The organism is Metabacillus hrfriensis (assembly GCF_030127205.1).
Taxonomy (GTDB): Bacteria; Bacillota; Bacilli; order Bacillales; family Bacillaceae; genus Bacillus_P; species Bacillus_P dongyingensis.
The window spans coordinates 1,144,048-1,162,962 of record NZ_CP126116.1 but is presented as its reverse complement, the minus strand read 5'-3'; the positions used below and the strand labels follow the sequence as shown (position 1 = coordinate 1,162,962).

The window sequence follows — 18,915 nt, the reverse complement described above, 5'->3', positions numbered from 1 at the left end:
AAAAGAGGATTAGTTCAAAATTTTTTTAGCATACAGGATTTTCACGAACAGAGTGTAATATATTCACTTAACTGATATTTGGAGTGTGAGAATCATGGAAGCAAAGGCTGAACGAAGATTTGAACCTAAGCGGCGAAGGAGTTTATGGATTGGACTTGGTGCACTTCTCTTTCTATTAATAAGTGCATTTATTTTTGTAAACCTTTTCATTGAGAAAAGTCTTCCCCAACTAAAGGGAGAAGTAATTGTAAGCGGAATGACCAATGCAGTTGAAGTAACCAGGGATAAAAATGGAGTTCCGCATATTACCGCGCAATCTGAAAAGGATTTATACATCGCGCAGGGATATGTACAGGCTCAGGATCGCCTCTTCCAGATGGATTTAAGCAGGAGACAGGCATCAGGAATGCTGAGTGAAGTGGTAGGCACGGACACTATTGATAAGGACAAGTTTTTCAGAACGCTGGGCTTAAGAAGGGCAGCTGAAGCTTCATATCCTGAGTATGATCAATCCTCCAGAGATGCTATGCAGTGGTTTGCAGACGGTGTAAATGCTTTTATGAAAGAAGCAAAAGCAGAAGGTACGCTGCCTCTTGAATTTAAACTGCTGAAATATGAGCCGGCAGAATGGACACCAATCGATTCACTTACAATCGGCAAATACATGGCTTTTGATTTAGGCGGTCACTGGTCCGGGCAGGCGTTTCGCTACTGGGCTTTAGGTACATTTTCAAAAGAGAAAGCATATGACTTATTCCCGTCCTATCCAAAGGATGCACCTGAAATTCTGTCCGCTTATGAGGAAGTGGATATGAACTTGGAAAAAAGTTTTGCAAGTGCCGTTATTCCACCTGAATTTAACGGAAGCAACAACTGGGTTGTAAGCGGTGAGAAAAGCGAAAGCGGAAAGCCGCTGCTTGCAGATGATCCCCATCTTTCACTCGCCACACCGTCGATTTGGTATCAGATGCATCTGCAAAGTGACAGCATGAATGTCAGCGGCGTTGTCTTTGCCGGGGTCCCGGGAATTATTCTTGGACACAATGATCATATTGCCTGGGGGGTGACAAATACAGGACCAGATGTACAGGATTTATATATTGAAAAACGAAATCCGGTTAATCCGCACCAATTTTTATATAACAACAAATGGGAAGATGCGAAAGTGTTTAAAGAGCCAATTGCGGTTAAGGATGAAAAGACACTTGAATATGAGGTTATTGAAACAAGACACGGTCCGATTATGTCTGAATTTGCATTTGATAAAAAACAGAATACAGCACTCTCAATGAAATGGACAGCCCTTATGCCGTCAACAGAATTCCAGGCAGTGCTCTCAATGAACAAAGCTAAAGATTGGAACGAATTCGAACAGGCACTTGAAGATTTTCACGTTCCAACGCAAAATTTTGTTTTTGCCGGGGCAGACGGAACGATTGCCTATAAAGCCAACGGGAAAATTCCAATCAGGAAAAAAGGAGACGGCATGATTCCTGTACCGGGCTGGACAGATGAATATGAATGGGAAGGATTCATCCCCTATGACGAGCTTCCCCGTTCGGTCAATCCCGAAGAAGGGTTTGTTGCTACGGCAAACAATAAGGTGATTGATGATTCTTATCCTTACCATCTCAGTCATCATTGGGCCCAGCCTTATCGGTATATGAGGATAAAAGAGGTTTTAGAGAAAGAAGAAAAGTTCACTTTAAATGATATGAAAAAACTGCAGATGGATCAGCGGAATTTATATGCCGAAGAATTTTTGCCTTTTATTCTTGAAAGGATTAGAGCGGGTGATCTGAATAAGGCCGAAAAAGCTTCTGTGAATTTGCTTTCAAAATGGAATATGACAGATGATAAAGACTTGGCAGCTCCTCTTCTCTTTCACTTGCTGATGAAAGAAATTCCGCTCACCCTTTTTAAGGATGCTGTACCAAAAGAAATGGATGACTTATTTGAAGGAAAACAGGGAATCGTTGATGAACTCCTTAGACGTGCATTTAACGGCGATGAATCTGAGTGGTTCTCAGATAAGGGCGGCCTTGATCAAGTATTGCTCACTTCTTTTGAGAATGTGGTAGTTTCTCTTAAAGAAGAATACGGGGATAACCCTAAGGCATGGAAATGGGGTGACTATCATCAGCTTTATTTCGGACACCCTCTCTCAAATGCCTCCCCAGTTTTAAAATGGCTGTTTAATCATGAGAAACCAGTGCCTGTCGGCGGCAGCCAAATTACGGTGGGCGCAGCAAATTACAATGAAGAGGGAATTGTGGACCACGGCGCTTCTTGGAGGTTTGTCATTGATGCAGCAGACCTCGCCAAAGGACATCACATTGTCGGACCGGGCCAGTCAGGTCATGTCAGAAGCAGCTGGTATCAGGATCAGCTTCAGGATTGGGTAAACGGTACTTATCATGTGACGGATATACAGCCTGAGCATGCGGGAGAGAAATTGACATTATTGCCGGAGAAATGACCGGAATGATAAGAACAGACATCATGCCTTTGCATGCTGTCTGTTTTTATTCAGGATGTTAGCTTTGAAGATTTTTTTGTCGGCTGCGGCTGACGAATTTACTTCATTTCCTGCGAAATGTTCCATATTAATGATACAAAATGTTAATAAATGAGGGCTTGGATAAAAAATTACCGTCTTTGGCTAAATAATTCAACATTTCCGCTAATAAAAATTCACTTCCAACTAAATGCAGTTTGGGAATGATTGAAATTAGTTCCCGTCATCCGATAAAAGAAAAAAGCCGCCTGAAATTTTCCGGGCAGCCTCTAACCATTATTCCTGGTGCAGTTTTTTCTTTGAGTGATATTCTATACAGGATTGACGCTTCATCAATTTATGAGGAATGATAATCCGTTTTATCGGGTCCAGTGGATCTTCAACCAGCTGGATCACATGCTTGGCAGCTTCATAGCCTAATTGAAAAATGTTAATATCCACAGTCGTAAGCGGCGGTCTTGAAACTTCTGACAGCATTACGTTATTAAACGATACAACAGAGACATCATTAGGAACATTGATGCCCATGTCATCAAGCATGTTCAGCACTCCGAGTGCCATCAGATCATCGGCTACGACAAGTGCAGTTGGCGGCTCATTCAATTTAAACAATTCCTGAACCGCAGCCTGTCCGCCTTCTTTAAGAAATTGAGCATGTACAATATAGTCATCGCGGTATTCCAAACCTGCATTGCGTATGGCCTTTTCATAGCCTAAAAGGCGTTCAACGGTTACCACCAGCTTGAGATTACCGCCAATAAATGCAACTCGTTCGTGTCCAAGTTCTATCAGATGTTCTGTTACTTCTTTTGCAGCCCGGTAATTATCGTTGTCTACGTGTGTGATTAACTCAACGTCCTTAAATGGTTTTCCAACGATTACAAACGGGAAATTTTTCAAAAGAAGATATTTAGTCAGTTTATCATCTACTTGTGAATATAAGAGAACAATGCCGTCGACCCGTTTTCCTTCAACCATCTGCACGACACCTTCCATAATTTCTGCATCGGTTTCACCAGTGGACATATGCAGGGCATAATGTTTCTGGTGGGCTCCTTTACTGATGCCGCGAATGACTTCTGGGAAGAAGGGATTTAAAAACGCTTTGTCAGCAGAACCTGGAATCACAATTCCAATTGCCTGAGTTGATTGATTTGCAAGACTTCTGGCAATGAAATTAGGATGATATCCAAGCTCAGTCATTGCTTCTCTTACTCTTTCTTTTGTTTTCTCACTTATACGCGGGTTATTAGCAATCACTCTCGAAACAGTTGATGGAGCTACATTTGCTAACCTTGCGACATCTTTTATTGTTGCCACAATCCCATCCCTCTCTTACTTTCAACTTGTTTGGAGCCGTTTTTTCTCCAAATTGAAAAGTCTAATTTAACATATTTTATTAAAATAGCCAATTTTGTAAACGCATTCAGTTTAAAGACTTTATAACCAAAGGGACTTAGATCATTCCCTTTGGAACACTTGCATTATGCTTGCTTCTTTCTTCTGTTCATATATAAGAATCCCGCAAATACTGCTGGAACTGCCACGAATACACTGATCAGCGGAAAGTTTGGGCCTGTTTTTTCCCCAACCTCAAAGATCTCAGCAGTTTCACGGTCGAGAATAAATTCATACTCTCCATTCTTTTCTTCCGTTATATCGCCTGTGAGCAACCCGAGCAATTCTTTATTTTCATCAAGAGCTTTTGCAGGGACAATAGCATTTCTTGATTCAGCGGAGTTATTTAGGGCAATAACAGTTACCTCGTTCTTATAGGATCTTTTAAGAATGGTCATTCCTTTTTCATCATATAAAACATCCAGGTCACCGCGTCTTAAAGATGGAAATTCAGAGCGGATTTTCCCAAGCTTTGACACATACTTGATGAGATCATCATTGGCACGGAAGTTCATCATCCGGCGATTGTCCGGATCATTGCCGCCATCCATCGCAATCTCTGTCCCATAATACACAATCGGCATACCAGGTGCAGCATACATGTACGTCAATGCCATTTTCAGCCGGGTAACCGGATTTTGATTATTTGTAATAGCTTTCCTTGTAAATCGTTCATTATCATGATTATCAATAAAATTTCCTAATAGATAAGGATCCTTATAAAGAACTTGATTGCGCTTAAACACGTTGGCAAGCATGCCTGTTGAGCCTCCTGCTTTTGAAAACACATTGGAAGCATCTTCATAAAAAGGATAATCAACCACAGAATCTAGTCCTGATTCCGTATAACCCGCTACGTAGCGCGGATCTTTATCCCATACCTCGCCCATCAGAAAGAAATCTTTCTTTACTGATTTTACTTCTTTTGAAAATTCCTCCCAAAAGGCTTTTGGTACATGACGAACAGTATCCAGGCGATATCCGTCGATGTCTGTCTCGGTAATCCACCATTTGGCAGCATCCATTAAATAGGCTTTCGTTTCAGGATTTTCTGTGTTTAAATCAGGCAATCCAAACAGCCAGCCATTTTCTACTTCCTCTTGATTTTGCCAGTTGGCAATGTCCTTTTTTTCATGGAACCAGTCATTCTTTTCCGGATCATTCAGCCATGGATGCTTATAGCCAGTATGATTGACGACAAAATCAAGCATGACCTTCAAATCTCGTTTATGCGCTTCTTTTACAAGCGTCTTAAAATCATCAAGTGTTCCGAAGTTCTCATCAACGTTTTTAAAATCACGAATCCAATATCCGTGATATCCGCCTTCTTCATTATCAAAGACCGGAGTCAGCCAAATAGATGTGAACCCCATTTCCTGAATGTAATCCAGTTTATCGATAATTCCCTGGAGATCACCGCCATGATATGCCTTCGGATTTTTAGGATTTGCTTCAAAATCGTTGCTTGTATCTCCATTATTGAAACGGTCAATCATAATAAAATACATACTTTCATCTTGCCACGATCGTTCTTCCTTCTCTTGTGCCCGAACAGTGTTTACTGAAAAACCTGAGAGAAGGAAAAAAGGGATGATCAGTACTTGAAATATACGTTTATACATCCCTCAGCCCCCCTTACTGCGTAATAGCTGCCCCGTCTCCATTAGTGCGGATTCCAGACAGCTTTACGTATAAGACTATTAAACTATGTCTTTTATTTCAATATGAAATCGATTTCCGAATTTTACCCTTTATTCGCTCCGGCTGTCAATCCTTCAACAATGTACTTTTGGAAGATCAAGAACAGAATCGTTATTGGAACAGCTACTAAAACCGCTCCTGCTGCAAAAGTAGTAAATTGAGTGCTCGTTCTGCCTGTAACGAATTCAAATAGACCAACTGCAAGTGTTTTGTTCTCGTTTGAACGGAGAATCAGACGGGCAAAAATGAAGTCCATCCAAGGTCCGATAAAGTTATTAACAGCAATAAATACTAAGATAGGTTTTGACAATGGCATCATAATTTTAAAGAAAATCGTAGTATGACTGGCACCGTCCATTTTAGCTGCTTCTTCCAAACTTCTTGGAAGGCCGTCAAAGTACCCTTTTACAAGCCATGCTCCAAAAGGAATCGATCCGCCTGCATACACTAAGATAAGGCCCCAGTGATTGTCTAATAAGCCGATTTGAAGAAGTAAAATGTAAATCGCAATCATCCCCATGAAGCTCGGGAACATTTGCAGAACAAGCATCGCCATCAATCCCTGTTTGCGGCCCGGAAAACGGAAGCGCGAAAAAGCATATGCTGCAGTTACTACAAGGAATGTTGAAATCAGCATGTTAAAAAAGGCAATTTTGAACGTATTTTGATACCATGTCAGATATTTTGTTTCTTCAAACAAATAACGATAGTGATCAAGAGTTAATGCTTCAGGAATCAGTTTAGTTGCAAACAATGAATCTCCTGGATTTAATGATCCGATCAGGATGAAATAAACAGGATAAAGAACAAGAATCGCTGTTATGATTAAAATGGCGTATATAAAGCCAACGACGAGTTTATCAGTTAATTTTTTATTCATCATGACATCATATCCTCTTCCTTAAATGCTTTTGTTTTTCTGAAATTCCAGATAGAAAGAGTTGCTACTACGATAAAGATCAAGATCGATACAACAGAAGCGGTAGCAAATTGACTTTGTTCAAGCGTCATTTTGTAAATCCAGCTGATAAGGATATCCGTTGATCCGGCATAGCTGTAATTCACGTTAACAGGATTACCTTGAGTTAATAGGTAAATAATGTTGAAGTTATTGAAGTTGCCTGCAAAGCTCATGATTAGGAGCGGAGCTGTTGAGAACATAACGATCGGCATTGTAATCTTCCAGAACTTGCTCCAAGGCGTTGCCCCGTCAACATCTGCCGCTTCAAACATTTCTTTATCAATCGTAGTCATAACACCGCTCATAAGAACCATCCAGAACGGGAATCCAAACCACATGTTAACTGTTACAAGCGTTACTTTTGCCCACATCGGATCAGACAGCCATGGAATAGCCTCAAGTCCAAGTGCTTTTAAATATTGATTCAGCGGTCCAAATTCACCGTTGAAGATATTTCTCATGATTAAAATACTGACAAATTGAGGAATAGCCCATGGCAGAATATAGATGCTGCGCCATAAGCGCTTGAGCTTAATGCCTTTATGATTGATCAGTACAGCAAAGATCAACCCCAGGAAGAATGTAGTCGCTGTTGATAAAATCGCCCATACAACCGTCCAGCCAAAAACTCCGTAGAACGTTGTGCTCCATGTTTTTAATTGGAAAAGGTTTAAGAAAGTATCAAATCCTACCCAGTCAACCAAAGCCTTTGGCGGCAGATGATTTGGACCGGAATAGTTTGTGAATGCGATCATGACTCCAAATAACAGAGGAAGAATTGTTAAAAACATTGTAAATAGAATCGATGGTGTTAAAAGGATGTAAGGAAAACCGTTTTCCCATACATTAGTAAGTGTTTCTTTTGCTGTGTTTGGCTTAATGCCGCGCTCGCGCATTTTTCCTACTTTATATGCATCACGAATGTTTAAGTAGTAAACCCATAAGAAAAGCAGGAAGGATATTAAGAAAATAATTCCTTCGATCATTAAGAAAATGGAGTGATCACCTTGTACGACTGTAAATCCATTTCTTGATTGCGGGGTGTCGCCAAGTGTTGTTAAGCCCCACATTGCATATCTGAAAGGCAAAGACCAGAATACCAGAAGGTAAACTTCTAAAAGAATAAATAAAATTCCTTTAAGATATTGACGGTGGTAGATTTGTCCAAGCCCCATTAATAAAAATGATAGTAATGCACCTATTCTAGCTGGTCCGCGCATTATGTCAGGCCTCCTCACGTTGTTTGAAAGTAGTGTCATTTGAGAAAATTGATTTTGTTTTTTACCCCATTGTCCCTTTGCTGTCCCCATTTACGGGCAGTTAGCCTGCACCTCTTTTCCATGCATCCCATACGCATAGAGGTAGAGGCTGCTGCCTGCCAATAAAGGTTAATGTATAAAATTTGAGCCAATACCATAGGTATCGGCTCAAACTGACTATTACTTCGTTTGTGAAGAGATAGCATCTTCAATTTGCTGAAGTGCTGCGTCAAGTGCCTTTTTAGGTTCTGTGCCATCATTCCACATTGTTGTGTAAGCTGTCTCCATTGGACCCCATACAGATTGCATTTCAGGAATGTTAGGCATTGGCAGTGCTGATTCAGCCTGCTCTAAGAATGCTGAAGCGATTTCGTTGTTTTGGATAGCTTCGCTTTCAATTAATTCCGTTTGAGGAGGAAGCTGTCCTGTCATTTCAAAGCGTTTTTCAAGCATGTCTTTGCTTGTAGCGAATTGTGCTAACAAAGTAGCAGCTTTTGGATATTTAGAGTAAGAGTTTACATAGTAAGCTTTGATTCCAGAGAAACTTTTTGGAGTTTCGCCGTTGTCTAATTTAGGAAGCGGAGCAATACCGAAGTTGATGCCTGCTTCTTCATGGTTTTTAATATCCCATGGACCTGAGATGCGGTACATCAATTTATTATCGTTAAAGAAAGAACTGATTAAGTCACCAGTAATATCTTCTTTTTTCAATGGAAGAAGTTCTTTATTCATGCGCTGCATGAATTCACCTGAAGCAACAGCGCCTTCATTGTTAATCCCAAGATCAGATGCATCTGTGTTTTCGTTTCCGAAGATGTATCCGCCATATCCAGCGAAGAATGCATGTGCAAAGTAGAAGTTTGCAGGCTCCATCATGAAGCCGTATTTGCCGTCTCCAGCAAAGCCTTTAGATTGATCGAAAATTTCGTCAAAAGTTTCTGCAGGCTTGTCTACTAAATCTTTGTTGTAGTAAAGTGCATAAGTTTCAATTGCCATCGGGAATCCGTAAAGAGTAGATTCGCCGCCTTCTTCAGTGTAAGAAGTACCGCTGATTGCAGCAGGCAGGAAGCTTTCTTTGTACTCATCTGCTAAAACGTTTTCATAAATAAGACCAGCTTTAACCATGTTTCCTACGTGGTCATGAGGTGCGTGGAATACGTCAGCACCAAGGCCAGCAGGTCCGTCAACTTCAAGCTTTCCAGCAGCGTCAACGTGGTTTACTTCTTGTACTTCAACAGGGATATCGTATTTCTTTGTGAATTCTTCTGCTACATAAGATGCCCATTCAGCTTCTGAATCCGCGTTATCCCAAAGGACTAATTCTGCCCCTTCTTCAGGTGTTAAATCTACTTTTTCTTCTGTCTTTTTGCCGCCCTCTTTGTCGCCGCCTTCTGTTTTTGCCGGCTCTTGGCTGCTAGGCTTGCTGCATGCAACCATAACAAACATCAACAAAGCAATGAGAGATAAAGATAAAATCTTTCTCATAATTTCCCCACCTTTTATTTTGTTGTAATCTATTTCATTGCACTTAGTGCCCGAAGGCAATGCGCACAACTGAAACCAAAGTCTCATAGTCCAATAGTGAAAACGCTTCCTATCATTCTCAAAAAAAAACTGAAATCAACTTGTGAGCACAGTCTGCAATCAGTTGTGCAAACGTTTTCCCTACTAACTAATTTTTATTTTAAGATTGCCAGAATTAAAAGTCAATATTTTTTTCTAAATATATGCAAACGTTTTCCCAATGTTTTATAATGGGTACATATTCTAAATTTTGGCTAATGCAGGTAATCAATAGAATAGGATGAAAGTCATGTTTTCTATTTTTGCGTGTCTCTGCTGAATTCGCCTTAATCCATCATATTTATAAAGAAAAGAGAGTGAACATCTTGTTAAAAGAAGCCATCTACCACCGCCCTAAAAATCAGTTTGCTTATGCTTATGATGAAAAAACAATGCATCTCAGACTCCGCACAAAAAAGAATGACGCTGACGCTGTCAGTCTGATTCATGGCGATCCATATGAATGGAGCGAAAAAGGCTGGCAATTCAAACTGGATACGATGCATAAAAGCGGTTCGGACGAGCTGTTTGATTACTGGTTTGCAGCTGTTCAGCCCGAATACCGCCGGCTGCGGTACGGATTTCAGCTCTCTTCCGGAGAAGAAAAGCTCATTTATACAGAAAAAGGGTTTATGAATGAAATAACAACAGATGACACTGCTCCCTATTTTGCGTTTCCTTTTTTGAACAAGGCTGATGTCTTTAAAGCACCAGAATGGGTAAAGGATACAGTCTGGTATCAAATATTCCCCGAAAGATTTGCAAATGGAGATCCTTCTATTAATCCAGAAGAGACATTAGACTGGGGCAGCACGGAGCCGACGAGCGGCAATTTCTTTGGCGGAGACTTTGAAGGCGTTATCAAAAATATCGGTTATCTGAAAGAATTGGGCGTAAGCGGCCTTTATTTCACACCTGTTTTTAAAGCGTACTCCAATCATAAATATGACACAATCGACTACATGGAGCTCGATCCCCAATTTGGAGATAAAGAGACGTTCAAACGACTTGTTCAAACATGTCATGATAACGGAATTAAAATTATGCTTGATGCGGTTTTCAATCACAGCGGCTATTACTTCCCTCAATTTCAGGACGTGCTCGAACATGGAAAGGATTCCAAGTATAAGGATTGGTTCCATATTCATCAGTTCCCGCTGAAAAATGAAGATCATACATTAAACTATGATGCATTTGCTTTTGTAGAGAGCATGCCCAAACTGAATACTGAACATCCTGAAGTGAAGGAATACTTGCTTGAGGTTGGCCGTTACTGGGTTCGCGAATTTGACATTGACGGCTGGAGACTTGATGTTGCAAATGAAGTGGATCATCAGTTCTGGCGAGAATTCAGACAGGCGGTACGCGCTGAAAAAGAAGATGTTTATATCTTAGGAGAAATCTGGCACGATTCGATGCCCTGGCTCTTAGGCGATCAGTTTGATGCTGTAATGAATTATCCGTTTACTACGGGCACAATGAATTTTATTGCCAATGATAAAGTACGGGCTCAGGAATTCGTAAATATTATGGAAAGCGTGCTTCACTCTTATCCGAAAAACGTCAATGAAGTAGCTTTCAATTTACTTGGCAGCCATGATACTCCGCGCATCTTAAATACAGCAAAGCACTCCAAAGCGAAACTTAAGCTGCTTTTTGCCTATCAATTAAGCTTTATCGGCTCTCCTTGTATTTATTACGGTGACGAAATCGGCATGGACGGAGAACAGGATCCGGGCTGCCGCAAATGCATGATCTGGGATGAGGAGAAGCAGGATCGTGAGCTTTTCAATTATGTGAAAAAACTGATTGGCCTCCGCAAGCAATATCCTGTATTCGGAAACGGCGGAGATATTACATTTATTGAAGCAAACGATGAAACCAATCATGTCATTTTCACGAAACAAAACGAAGCGCAAAAAATGATTTCAGTCCTTAATAATTCTGAAACAGAGTTAACAGCAGCTCTTCCTTTTGATTTAAAGGATAAAAAATTAATCGACTTAATGACAGGCAAAGAATATGCCGCGCATGCAAAGAAACTGACTGTTGACGTTCAGCCTTACGAAATGGCATTTTTCTTAATTGAAGATTAATGGATAACTGGTAAGAATCATCATGATTTTTACCAGTTTTTCTTTCCCTATAGAATTACTAGACTTTATTAAGCAGATTTTACTATATTAATATATTTGATTTTCATCGATTCTTTTGCTATGATTTTATCATTCATCAGCTTTATGGAGTAATGCTTTTCAATAACCATTATGTTTTATTTTTTCAATAACTTTTGAAAGCGTTCACATTCATCTGCAGTTTTAACAATAGGAGGATTAAAAAATGAGTGAACACAACCAAGAACTTCAGCGTGGTCTTGAACCAAGACATATCTCACTAATGTCTTTGGGAGCTGCTATCGGAGTAGGTCTGTTTTACGGTTCTGCAAAGGCGATTCAAATGGCAGGCCCAGGGATTCTGCTTGCGTATGCATTTAGCGGAATGATCATGTTCTTTATTATGAGAGCACTAGGCGAGATGGCCGTGCATAATCCTGTAGCTGGTTCATTCAGCAGATATGCAAGGAACTATCTGGGACCGCTCGCAGGATACATTACCGGGTGGAACTACTGGTTCTTATGGGTGATTACATGTATGGCTGAAATCACTGCTGTCGGCATCTATATGGAATTCTGGTATCCTGATGTGCCAAGATGGATCTGGGCTCTGGCTGCTCTTGCCATTATGACAACGGTCAATTTTCTGGCTGTAAAGTTTTTCGGTGAACTCGAATTCTGGTTTGCTATGATTAAAATAGTCGCAATCATTTTTATGATCATTGTTGGATTTGGAATGATTTTGTTCGGATTCGGTAACGGCGGTGTCGCGACAGGCATCAGCAACTTATGGGAAAATGGAGGATTCTTCCCTAACGGCTTTACAGGTGTCCTGATGTCCCTCCAAATGGTTATGTTTGCTTATCTTGGCATTGAACTCATTGGAGTTACTGCAGGAGAAGTAAAAAATCCAGAAAAAACGTTAACAAAAGCAATCGATACTGTTTTTTGGAGAATTCTCATTTTCTACGTAGGCGCACTGTTTGTTATTATGTCCATTTATCCTTGGGATCAAATTGGAACACAGGGAAGTCCATTCGTTTTAACCTTTGAAAAAATCGGGATACCTGCAGCAGCAGGCATTATTAACTTCGTTGTTTTAACTGCTGCATTATCATCTTGTAATGGAGGAATCTTCAGTACTGGACGGATGCTGTTTAATCTAGCTGAACAGGGCGAAGCTCCAAAATCTTTTGAAAAACTCACAAAAGGCGGCGTTCCTGGTTTTGCTATTATGGCAACTGGAGGAGCATTACTGATTGGTGTTGTATTAAACTATCTTGTTCCTGAGAAGGTATTTATGTATGTAACAAGCATCTCAACATTCGGTGCAATTTGGACATGGTCAATGATTCTGCTTTCTCAGCTGAAGTTCCGTAAATCACTGAAACCAGGTGAATCGAAGAAGTTAAAATACAAACTGCCGCTATATCCTTTCACCTCATACCTTTCACTTGCATTTCTTGTATTGGTGGTTGGGCTTATGGCATTTTTCCCTGATACGAGAATTGCCTTAATTGTAGGACCTGCATGGATCCTGCTTCTTGTAGGGATTTATTACGGCAAAGGGTATCACAAGAAAAACGATAAAACATATGCCGATCATAAAATTAGTTAACTGTTCAGGAAAGAAGGCAGGCTGTTAATCAGCCTGCCTTCTTTCTATCCAATCAATCACTCTTCGGGACGCGGCCCGGCATCAATGCCTCTGCTTTCAACGGTCATAATCGGCCTGCAGGTTACATCGCCATTTACACGGATTTGACACGATAAACGCAAATGGTCTTCAACGCCTTTTTCTGCAAAGGCGTTTTTTTCTACATTCGTTAAATCCTCAAAATCACCGTCAAGAATTTCGACTCGGCAGGATGTGCATTTTGCTTTCCCGCCGCAGCGGTGAAGAATGTCAATTCCGTTATCCTCAAGGGCTAAAACGAGCTTTCTTCCCATTTCTGTCTCAAACGAGCCTTTCCCAGGAACATGTATTGTCGGCATTGTATCTCCTCCATTTTAAAGTAGTACCATCCTCACCTATTATCCGGCAATTTAATCAAAATTTCATTTCTTTCTTGAAACAATTTTGCGGTACTCAAGCGGGGATACACCTTCAAGACGTTTGAATATTTTAGTGAAATAAGCAGCGTCAGGGATTCCCACTTCTTTTGCAATCGATGAAATTTTGTGATCCGCAGTCGACAGCAGCCGCTTAGCCTGCTCCATCCGGTAGTGGGTCAAGTATTGAATTGGCGTCAGCCCCATCGTTTTCTGCATGCACCGGGTGATGTAATCCGGATGAAAATGCAGCTCTCTCGCAAAATCCTCCATTTTGATCTCTTCCATATAATTCTTTCTTAGAAACCTTAGAGTTTCCTCCACTACTTTTTCGGCAGCACTCGGTATTTGCAGAGACTCCTTTTGCAAATGAAGAATCAATTCTTCAAAGTAGATCTGCTGTCTTAAAGGATAATCAGGGGTCTGATGATTCATGCTGACCAAATTATCAAACAGCTTTTCTACAAAGTCTATATGTATGCATTCCCCAAAAGCAGGAATCTTAAAATGAAATTTAGATGGTTCCACGAAATCCCCGTCGACGGTTTGCACCTCTGCCCAGTTTTCATTTCCTTTATCATAAAGAGAAAATGGGCCCTCCATTTTGAAATGAGTCCAGTAAACTCTAGTATCCTCCCTGCAGGCTTTATGGCCATAATGCTCAAACCCCGGTATCAATATAAGATATTGTCCCTCTTTTATTATAAATGGCTGTTCATTTTCAGTTATATAAAGCTCTCCTGACTGAACATAAAGCATATCAAAAACGGTAAAAACTCGTTTAAAGTGTTTCGTTCCTTTTTTAAATATGGCATCTCCTCCTGTAATAAAAGTAGGAAACGGCGGAATATCAAAACCAATGTAAGTCATGCTGTTCTCCCTTTTGTCAGGTCGTATTTTTCCAAGAATGATCGAAATCATCTCTTTTTATTATATAAGATCCTATGTAAACTAGTAATGATTTTATAAGTGTTTTTCAGAAGGGAGTGCCCTGCTTGCCTCAAAAAATAAAAGATCGAAAATTGACATTATTCGCTCTTACTTGGCCTATATTCATTGAATTATTTTTACATATGCTGATGGGAAGCGCCGATACCATCATGCTTAGTCAATACTCAGATCATTCTGTTGCAGCTGTCGGAGTTGCTAACCAGATCTTGAATGTACTGATTGTCATGTTTGGTTTTATTGCAACTGGCACCATTGTTCTAATCACTCAAAATATAGGTGCAAATAACAATAAAAGTGCGCTTGAGATTTCTCAAATTTCGATTGCAGCCAATTTGATTCTCAGCATTGCGGTAGGATTGATTGTGATCATTTTCAGCGAATCCATGCTGAAAATGATGAATCTTCCTGCAGACTTGCTGCCAGAAGCTAACTATTATCTTCGCTTAGTAGGCGGGTTATGCTTCATTCAGGCCTTGATTATGACGATCGGTGCCGTTTTAAAAAGCTACGGCTTCACAAAAGACACGATGTACATTACAATCGGCATGAATATTCTGCATATCTTTGGAAATTATATTTTTATCTACGGGCCTTTTGGACTGCCGGTTCTTGGTGTTGAAGGTGTTGCATTTTCTACTGTTGCTTCTAGATTCATCGGACTGATCGTCATTTCTTATCTTCTTGTAAAACGAATTTCATTTGAACAAAAATTTCGGCAAGTTTTCAAACTCCCCGTATCACATCTTAAAAATCTGCTTAAAATCGGCGTTCCTTCAGCTGGTGAACATTTGTCATACAATGGATCGCAGATTGTCATAACCATTTTTATTACAATGATTGGAGCTGAAGCGTTAACAACAAAGGTTTATGCTCAAAATTTAATGATGTTCATTTTTCTTTTCAGCTTAGCCATCAGTCAGGGAAATCAGATTCTTATCGGGCAAATGGCAGGCGCCCGGGAGTATGACAGAGCCTATAAACGATGTATCAATACACTTTATTGGGCGATTGGAATGTCCACTGCAATTGCTGTTGTATTCAGTATTTCCACTGATTTCTTATTCGGAATCTTTACAAGCAATCCGGAAATTCTGCAAATTGGCGCGACCATTCTGCTGCTGACGGTTATTCTTGAACCAGGCAGGGCATTTAATCTTGTGATTATCAGCGCTTTAAGGGCAACAGGAGATGTCAAATTTCCTGTCTATATGGGAATTCTGTCGATGTGGGGAATAAGCGTTCCGCTCGCATACCTTTTGGGAATACATTTTGAATTAGGCCTTGCAGGAATCTGGGTGGCTTTTATAGCTGATGAATGGCTTCGGGGCATCCTGATGTTAATTCGATGGAGATCAAAAGTATGGGTGAATAAAGGATTTATTTTACAATCACAAAAAGCAGTATCATAAACCTGACTTAATCAGTCAGGTTTTTTTATGTTAGAAAAATTAACAGGAAACGAAATCGCTTCATTTATTTATAGTCTTTTCTCCCTATATTTTTTATTTAAATTTTCAGAAAAATACTTGATTTCTGCATATTCATGGCATATGATAATAAACATAACAACAAGTGTTATATTTCCTAACATCACTTTGAATCATCTCTCTGTCTTTGGTCTTATTTATTTCTTGTTCACCATTTTGAAAGAAGGAGCGTGTTTTATGGATGCTTTAGTGTTAATGGACAATTTGTGGGTAATTATTGGAGGAATATTGGTTCTGCTTATGCAAGGCGGCTTCATTTTACTTGAAGCGGGTTCTACCCGAATGAAAAATGCAGGCCACATTGCCGGCAAAACCATTTTCACAATCGGAATTGCATCTCTTGTCTTCTGGGCAGTCGGCTATGGATTTATTTATGGGGATGGCAATAAATTCATCGGTCTATCTAGTTTCTTTTATGGAGATGCAGCACCTGCACAGGACGGATTAACGACTTCGGTTGATTTCTTTTTTCAGCTGGCATTCGCAGCAATTGCATTGACAATTGCCTTCGGAGGCTTTGCAGAGCGTGCTAAATTATCAGCTTACGTAATCTTCGCAGTTCTATTTTCAGCCCTGGTTTATCCTGTTGTCGCACACTGGATTTGGGGAGCAGGCTGGCTGAAGGATTTAGGCAAACAGGACTTCGCAGGCTCTACTGTTGTTCATTTAACTGGCGCAATGGCAGCTCTTGCAGCTACAATCGTCCTTAAACCAAGGCTAGGGAAATACGGGAAAGACGGAACAACGAATCAATTATCCGGCCACAATCAAGTGTATACAGCATTAGGAGTTCTGATCCTTTGGGTTGGATGGTTTGGTTTTAACGCAGGAAGCACATTTGGCGTGTCAGACGGATTCTTTGGCTATGTAGCATTAAACACTCAGCTAGCCGCTGCTGCAGGTGCAGTTGCTGCAATGATTATTGTTCGAATGATGACAGGAAAAGCGGATATTCCAACAACCTTGAATGGCGCACTGGCAGGACTTGTAGCTATTACAGCATCCTGTGCATTTGTTGCTCCTTGGGCAGCTGTTGTAATTGGATTAATCGGCGGGGTCATTGTCTATTTCAGCATGAAGCTATTTGATAAAGCTAAAATTGATGATCCGATTTTCGCCCTGTCTGTTCATGGTGCTGCCGGAATCTGGGGAACTTTATCGACCGGCTTCTTTGCAACTCCGGAACTCGCAGAACGAAACGGCGGTTTAGCAGGATTATTCTACGGCGGAGGTTTCACTCAGCTTGGTGTTCAAGCGATTGGAATCGTATCATGCGCTGCTTACGCGTTTGTCATCTCCTACGTCATTTTAAAAGTGATGAAACAAGTTATGGGCACAATCCGCGTAACGGAAGAAGAAGAAATGATCGGACTCGATATGAGTGAACATGGCAGCTACGGCTATCCTGAATCATTTGCAGCTGTTGAAGAAAGCAATTCAGGTAAAAAGACTACGGCTTGAAAGAAAAGGAGAATAATTTCAGGAGAGGCTTTAGCAAAAAGATATTGAACAGCTCTTTTAAAGAAAACCACTTCCCATGAAGTGGTTTTTCTCTTTATTTCTTCTGTTCCATCCAATCGGGTTTTCCGAATCCCTGAAAGTTTTTATCAATTGCTTTTTCAAATCCTTCAGATTCAACAACTTCTTTAATATCCTTAGCAAGCTCTGAATCTGCATCTTTCGTATTCATCACTACACGATTGCGATGCACATCATTCATATTCTCGAGCTGGACGGAATCTGCAAGATTCATTTTCGCGGCTAAAGCGAAATTTCCCGGTACAGCTGACAAGTCTGTGTCTTCCACCGCTCTTGGCAATTGGGCCGCTTCTACTGGAACGAAGGTTAATTTTTTTGGATTTTCAGTCACATCTTTTTCAGATACTTGGATAGGACTCACATCTTCATTCAGCTCAACTAATCCTCCATCTTTCAAAATCTGAAGCGCACGCGCTGCGTTCGTTGGATCATTCGGAATGGCGACGGTCGCGCCCTCTTTCACTTCACTGAGTGATTTGACTTTGTCAGAATAGATCCCCATCGGAGCAGTAGGGACAGTAATCACTTCAGATAAATCCATTTTGCTTTGTTTTGCGAAGGTTTCCATATAGATTTTATGCTGAAACAGATTGGCATCAAGCTCATCATTGCCGAGCGCCTGATTTGGCTGAATGTAATCATTAAACTGAACAACTTCAACCTCGTATCCTTTTTCCTCAAGTCCCGGTTTGATCGCCAGTTCAACCATATCCGTGTACGGACCTGCCGATGCTCCAATTTTGATGCTTTTCTTTTCTCCATTTGAGCCTTCTGCTCCGCATGCAGATAATACTCCCATTACAAGTACAATAAGTGCTAAAACTGTTTTTTTCATTTGTTCTCCTCCTTTTTTTACACAAAAAATTCCCCTTTCATTCAGAAAGAGGAATCGTATGTATGACGACTTATCTTCCAGAATGAATAATCATTCTGCAGGATTTAGCACCGTTCCATTTAAGGAGGTTGCCGGACTTCGCAGGGCCTGTTCCCTCAGTCTCTCTTGATAAGCAAGCTATTAAATTCGAATATCTGTATAATATACTCACAGCTTCATTCTGTCAATCATTATTTTAGAATAATCAAAAAAGTGTGATGCAGACAGATAAGAATCTATTAATAAATACTTTATTTTGCCATACCCTTATTTGATTAAGCTGAAAAACGCAGTATTTTGTGATTTCTCATTTTATTAAGTTAACATGCCCTCTTATTAGCCTAGCCGAAAATCTTGGATACTCATTGAGAGCGTATGATTCCTCTTTACAGGCTTAATCCTGGATTTGGATACTCATAGAGTGCGTATGTTTCCCCTAAACAGGCACAATCCTGGATTTGGATACTCATTGAGTGCGTATGATTCCTCTTTACAGTC

13 protein-coding genes and 1 riboswitch are annotated in these 18,915 nt (G+C 40.4%); of the genes, 5 read left to right on the top strand and 8 right to left on the bottom strand.

Features of this window, described 5'->3' with window-relative positions:
- The first annotated feature begins 94 nt into the window (after positions 1–94).
- Positions 95–2,479, top strand: a complete 2,385-nt coding sequence (locus QLQ22_RS05720) for a penicillin acylase family protein (RefSeq protein ID WP_284016199.1) — start codon at positions 95–97, stop codon at positions 2,477–2,479.
- Between the two features lie 315 nt (positions 2,480–2,794).
- On the opposite strand, the gene QLQ22_RS05715 is transcribed toward QLQ22_RS05720, so the two are convergent.
- The 5 genes from QLQ22_RS05715 to QLQ22_RS05695 all read right to left on the bottom strand — a co-directional run bounded on the left by QLQ22_RS05715 (position 2,795) and on the right by QLQ22_RS05695 (position 9,322).
- Positions 2,795–3,841 (bottom strand): LacI family DNA-binding transcriptional regulator, encoded by a 1,047-nt coding sequence (locus tag QLQ22_RS05715; protein WP_223443206.1) that lies wholly within the window; start codon positions 3,839–3,841, stop codon positions 2,795–2,797.
- Positions 3,842–4,002: 161 nt separating this feature from the next.
- Positions 4,003–5,538 carry an alpha-amylase family glycosyl hydrolase gene (locus QLQ22_RS05710; RefSeq protein ID WP_284016197.1) on the bottom strand — a complete coding sequence of 512 codons (1,536 nt, stop codon included), beginning with the start codon at positions 5,536–5,538 and terminating at the stop codon, positions 4,003–4,005.
- A 122-nt stretch (positions 5,539–5,660) separates the two neighbouring features.
- Complete coding sequence (locus tag QLQ22_RS05705; protein ID WP_223443203.1) at positions 5,661–6,497, bottom strand: sugar ABC transporter permease; 837 nt, start codon at positions 6,495–6,497, stop codon at positions 5,661–5,663.
- Complete coding sequence (locus QLQ22_RS05700) at positions 6,497–7,798, bottom strand: carbohydrate ABC transporter permease (protein ID WP_223440310.1); 1,302 nt, start codon at positions 7,796–7,798, stop codon at positions 6,497–6,499. The genes QLQ22_RS05705 and QLQ22_RS05700 overlap by 1 nt, the downstream gene beginning before the upstream one ends.
- Positions 7,799–8,017: 219 nt before the next feature.
- Positions 8,018–9,322 carry a sugar ABC transporter substrate-binding protein gene (locus tag QLQ22_RS05695; protein WP_284016196.1) on the bottom strand — a complete coding sequence of 435 codons (1,305 nt, stop codon included), beginning with the start codon at positions 9,320–9,322 and terminating at the stop codon, positions 8,018–8,020.
- 404 nt (positions 9,323–9,726) lie between these two features.
- Between QLQ22_RS05695 and QLQ22_RS05690 the strand changes: the two genes are divergently transcribed.
- Both QLQ22_RS05690 and QLQ22_RS05685 read left to right on the top strand, forming a co-directional pair.
- Positions 9,727–11,496 carry a glycoside hydrolase family 13 protein gene (locus QLQ22_RS05690; RefSeq protein ID WP_223440308.1) on the top strand — a complete coding sequence of 590 codons (1,770 nt, stop codon included), beginning with the start codon at positions 9,727–9,729 and terminating at the stop codon, positions 11,494–11,496.
- A gap of 244 nt (positions 11,497–11,740) precedes the next feature.
- Positions 11,741–13,132 (top strand): amino acid permease, encoded by a 1,392-nt coding sequence (locus tag QLQ22_RS05685; RefSeq protein WP_284016195.1) that lies wholly within the window; start codon positions 11,741–11,743, stop codon positions 13,130–13,132.
- A gap of 56 nt (positions 13,133–13,188) precedes the next feature.
- On the opposite strand, the gene QLQ22_RS05680 is transcribed toward QLQ22_RS05685, so the two are convergent.
- Both QLQ22_RS05680 and QLQ22_RS05675 read right to left on the bottom strand, forming a co-directional pair.
- Complete coding sequence (locus QLQ22_RS05680) at positions 13,189–13,509, bottom strand: 2Fe-2S iron-sulfur cluster-binding protein (protein WP_223440305.1); 321 nt, start codon at positions 13,507–13,509, stop codon at positions 13,189–13,191.
- A 63-nt stretch (positions 13,510–13,572) separates the two neighbouring features.
- A complete protein-coding gene (locus QLQ22_RS05675) occupies positions 13,573–14,436 on the bottom strand; it encodes a helix-turn-helix transcriptional regulator (RefSeq protein WP_284016194.1) in 864 nt (287 codons plus the stop codon).
- 125 nt (positions 14,437–14,561) lie between these two features.
- On the opposite strand from QLQ22_RS05675, the gene QLQ22_RS05670 reads away from it, so the two are divergent.
- Both QLQ22_RS05670 and QLQ22_RS05665 read left to right on the top strand, forming a co-directional pair.
- Entirely contained in the window at positions 14,562–15,926 is a 1,365-nt protein-coding gene (locus QLQ22_RS05670) for an MATE family efflux transporter (protein ID WP_284016193.1), read from the top strand.
- A gap of 255 nt (positions 15,927–16,181) precedes the next feature.
- Positions 16,182–17,465: an ammonium transporter gene (locus tag QLQ22_RS05665; protein ID WP_284016192.1), complete on the top strand. Its 1,284-nt coding sequence runs from the start codon at positions 16,182–16,184 to the stop codon at positions 17,463–17,465.
- A gap of 94 nt (positions 17,466–17,559) precedes the next feature.
- Here the strand turns inward: QLQ22_RS05665 and QLQ22_RS05660 are convergent, their stop codons facing one another.
- Positions 17,560–18,378: a MetQ/NlpA family ABC transporter substrate-binding protein gene (locus tag QLQ22_RS05660; protein ID WP_284016191.1), complete on the bottom strand. Its 819-nt coding sequence runs from the start codon at positions 18,376–18,378 to the stop codon at positions 17,560–17,562.
- A 67-nt stretch (positions 18,379–18,445) separates the two neighbouring features.
- Positions 18,446–18,553: riboswitch (SAM riboswitch) on the bottom strand.
- Positions 18,554–18,915: the final 362 nt, after the last annotated feature.

What these genes read in the sequence shown, in the direction of transcription:
- QLQ22_RS05720 (WP_284016199.1), top strand. Translation starts at nt 95, where the DNA reads ATGGAAGCAAAGGCTGAACGAAGATTTGAACCTAAGCGGCGAAGGAGT.
- QLQ22_RS05710 (WP_284016197.1), bottom strand. Translation starts at nt 5,538, where the DNA reads ATGTATAAACGTATATTTCAAGTACTGATCATCCCTTTTTTCCTTCTC.
- QLQ22_RS05705 (WP_223443203.1), bottom strand. Translation starts at nt 6,497, where the DNA reads ATGAATAAAAAATTAACTGATAAACTCGTCGTTGGCTTTATATACGCC.
- QLQ22_RS05700 (WP_223440310.1), bottom strand. Translation starts at nt 7,798, where the DNA reads ATGCGCGGACCAGCTAGAATAGGTGCATTACTATCATTTTTATTAATG.
- QLQ22_RS05695 (WP_284016196.1), bottom strand. Translation starts at nt 9,322, where the DNA reads ATGAGAAAGATTTTATCTTTATCTCTCATTGCTTTGTTGATGTTTGTT.
- QLQ22_RS05685 (WP_284016195.1), top strand. Translation starts at nt 11,741, where the DNA reads ATGAGTGAACACAACCAAGAACTTCAGCGTGGTCTTGAACCAAGACAT.
- QLQ22_RS05680 (WP_223440305.1), bottom strand. Translation starts at nt 13,509, where the DNA reads ATGCCGACAATACATGTTCCTGGGAAAGGCTCGTTTGAGACAGAAATG.
- QLQ22_RS05675 (WP_284016194.1), bottom strand. Translation starts at nt 14,436, where the DNA reads ATGACTTACATTGGTTTTGATATTCCGCCGTTTCCTACTTTTATTACA.
- QLQ22_RS05665 (WP_284016192.1), top strand. Translation starts at nt 16,182, where the DNA reads ATGGATGCTTTAGTGTTAATGGACAATTTGTGGGTAATTATTGGAGGA.
- QLQ22_RS05660 (WP_284016191.1), bottom strand. Translation starts at nt 18,378, where the DNA reads ATGAAAAAAACAGTTTTAGCACTTATTGTACTTGTAATGGGAGTATTA.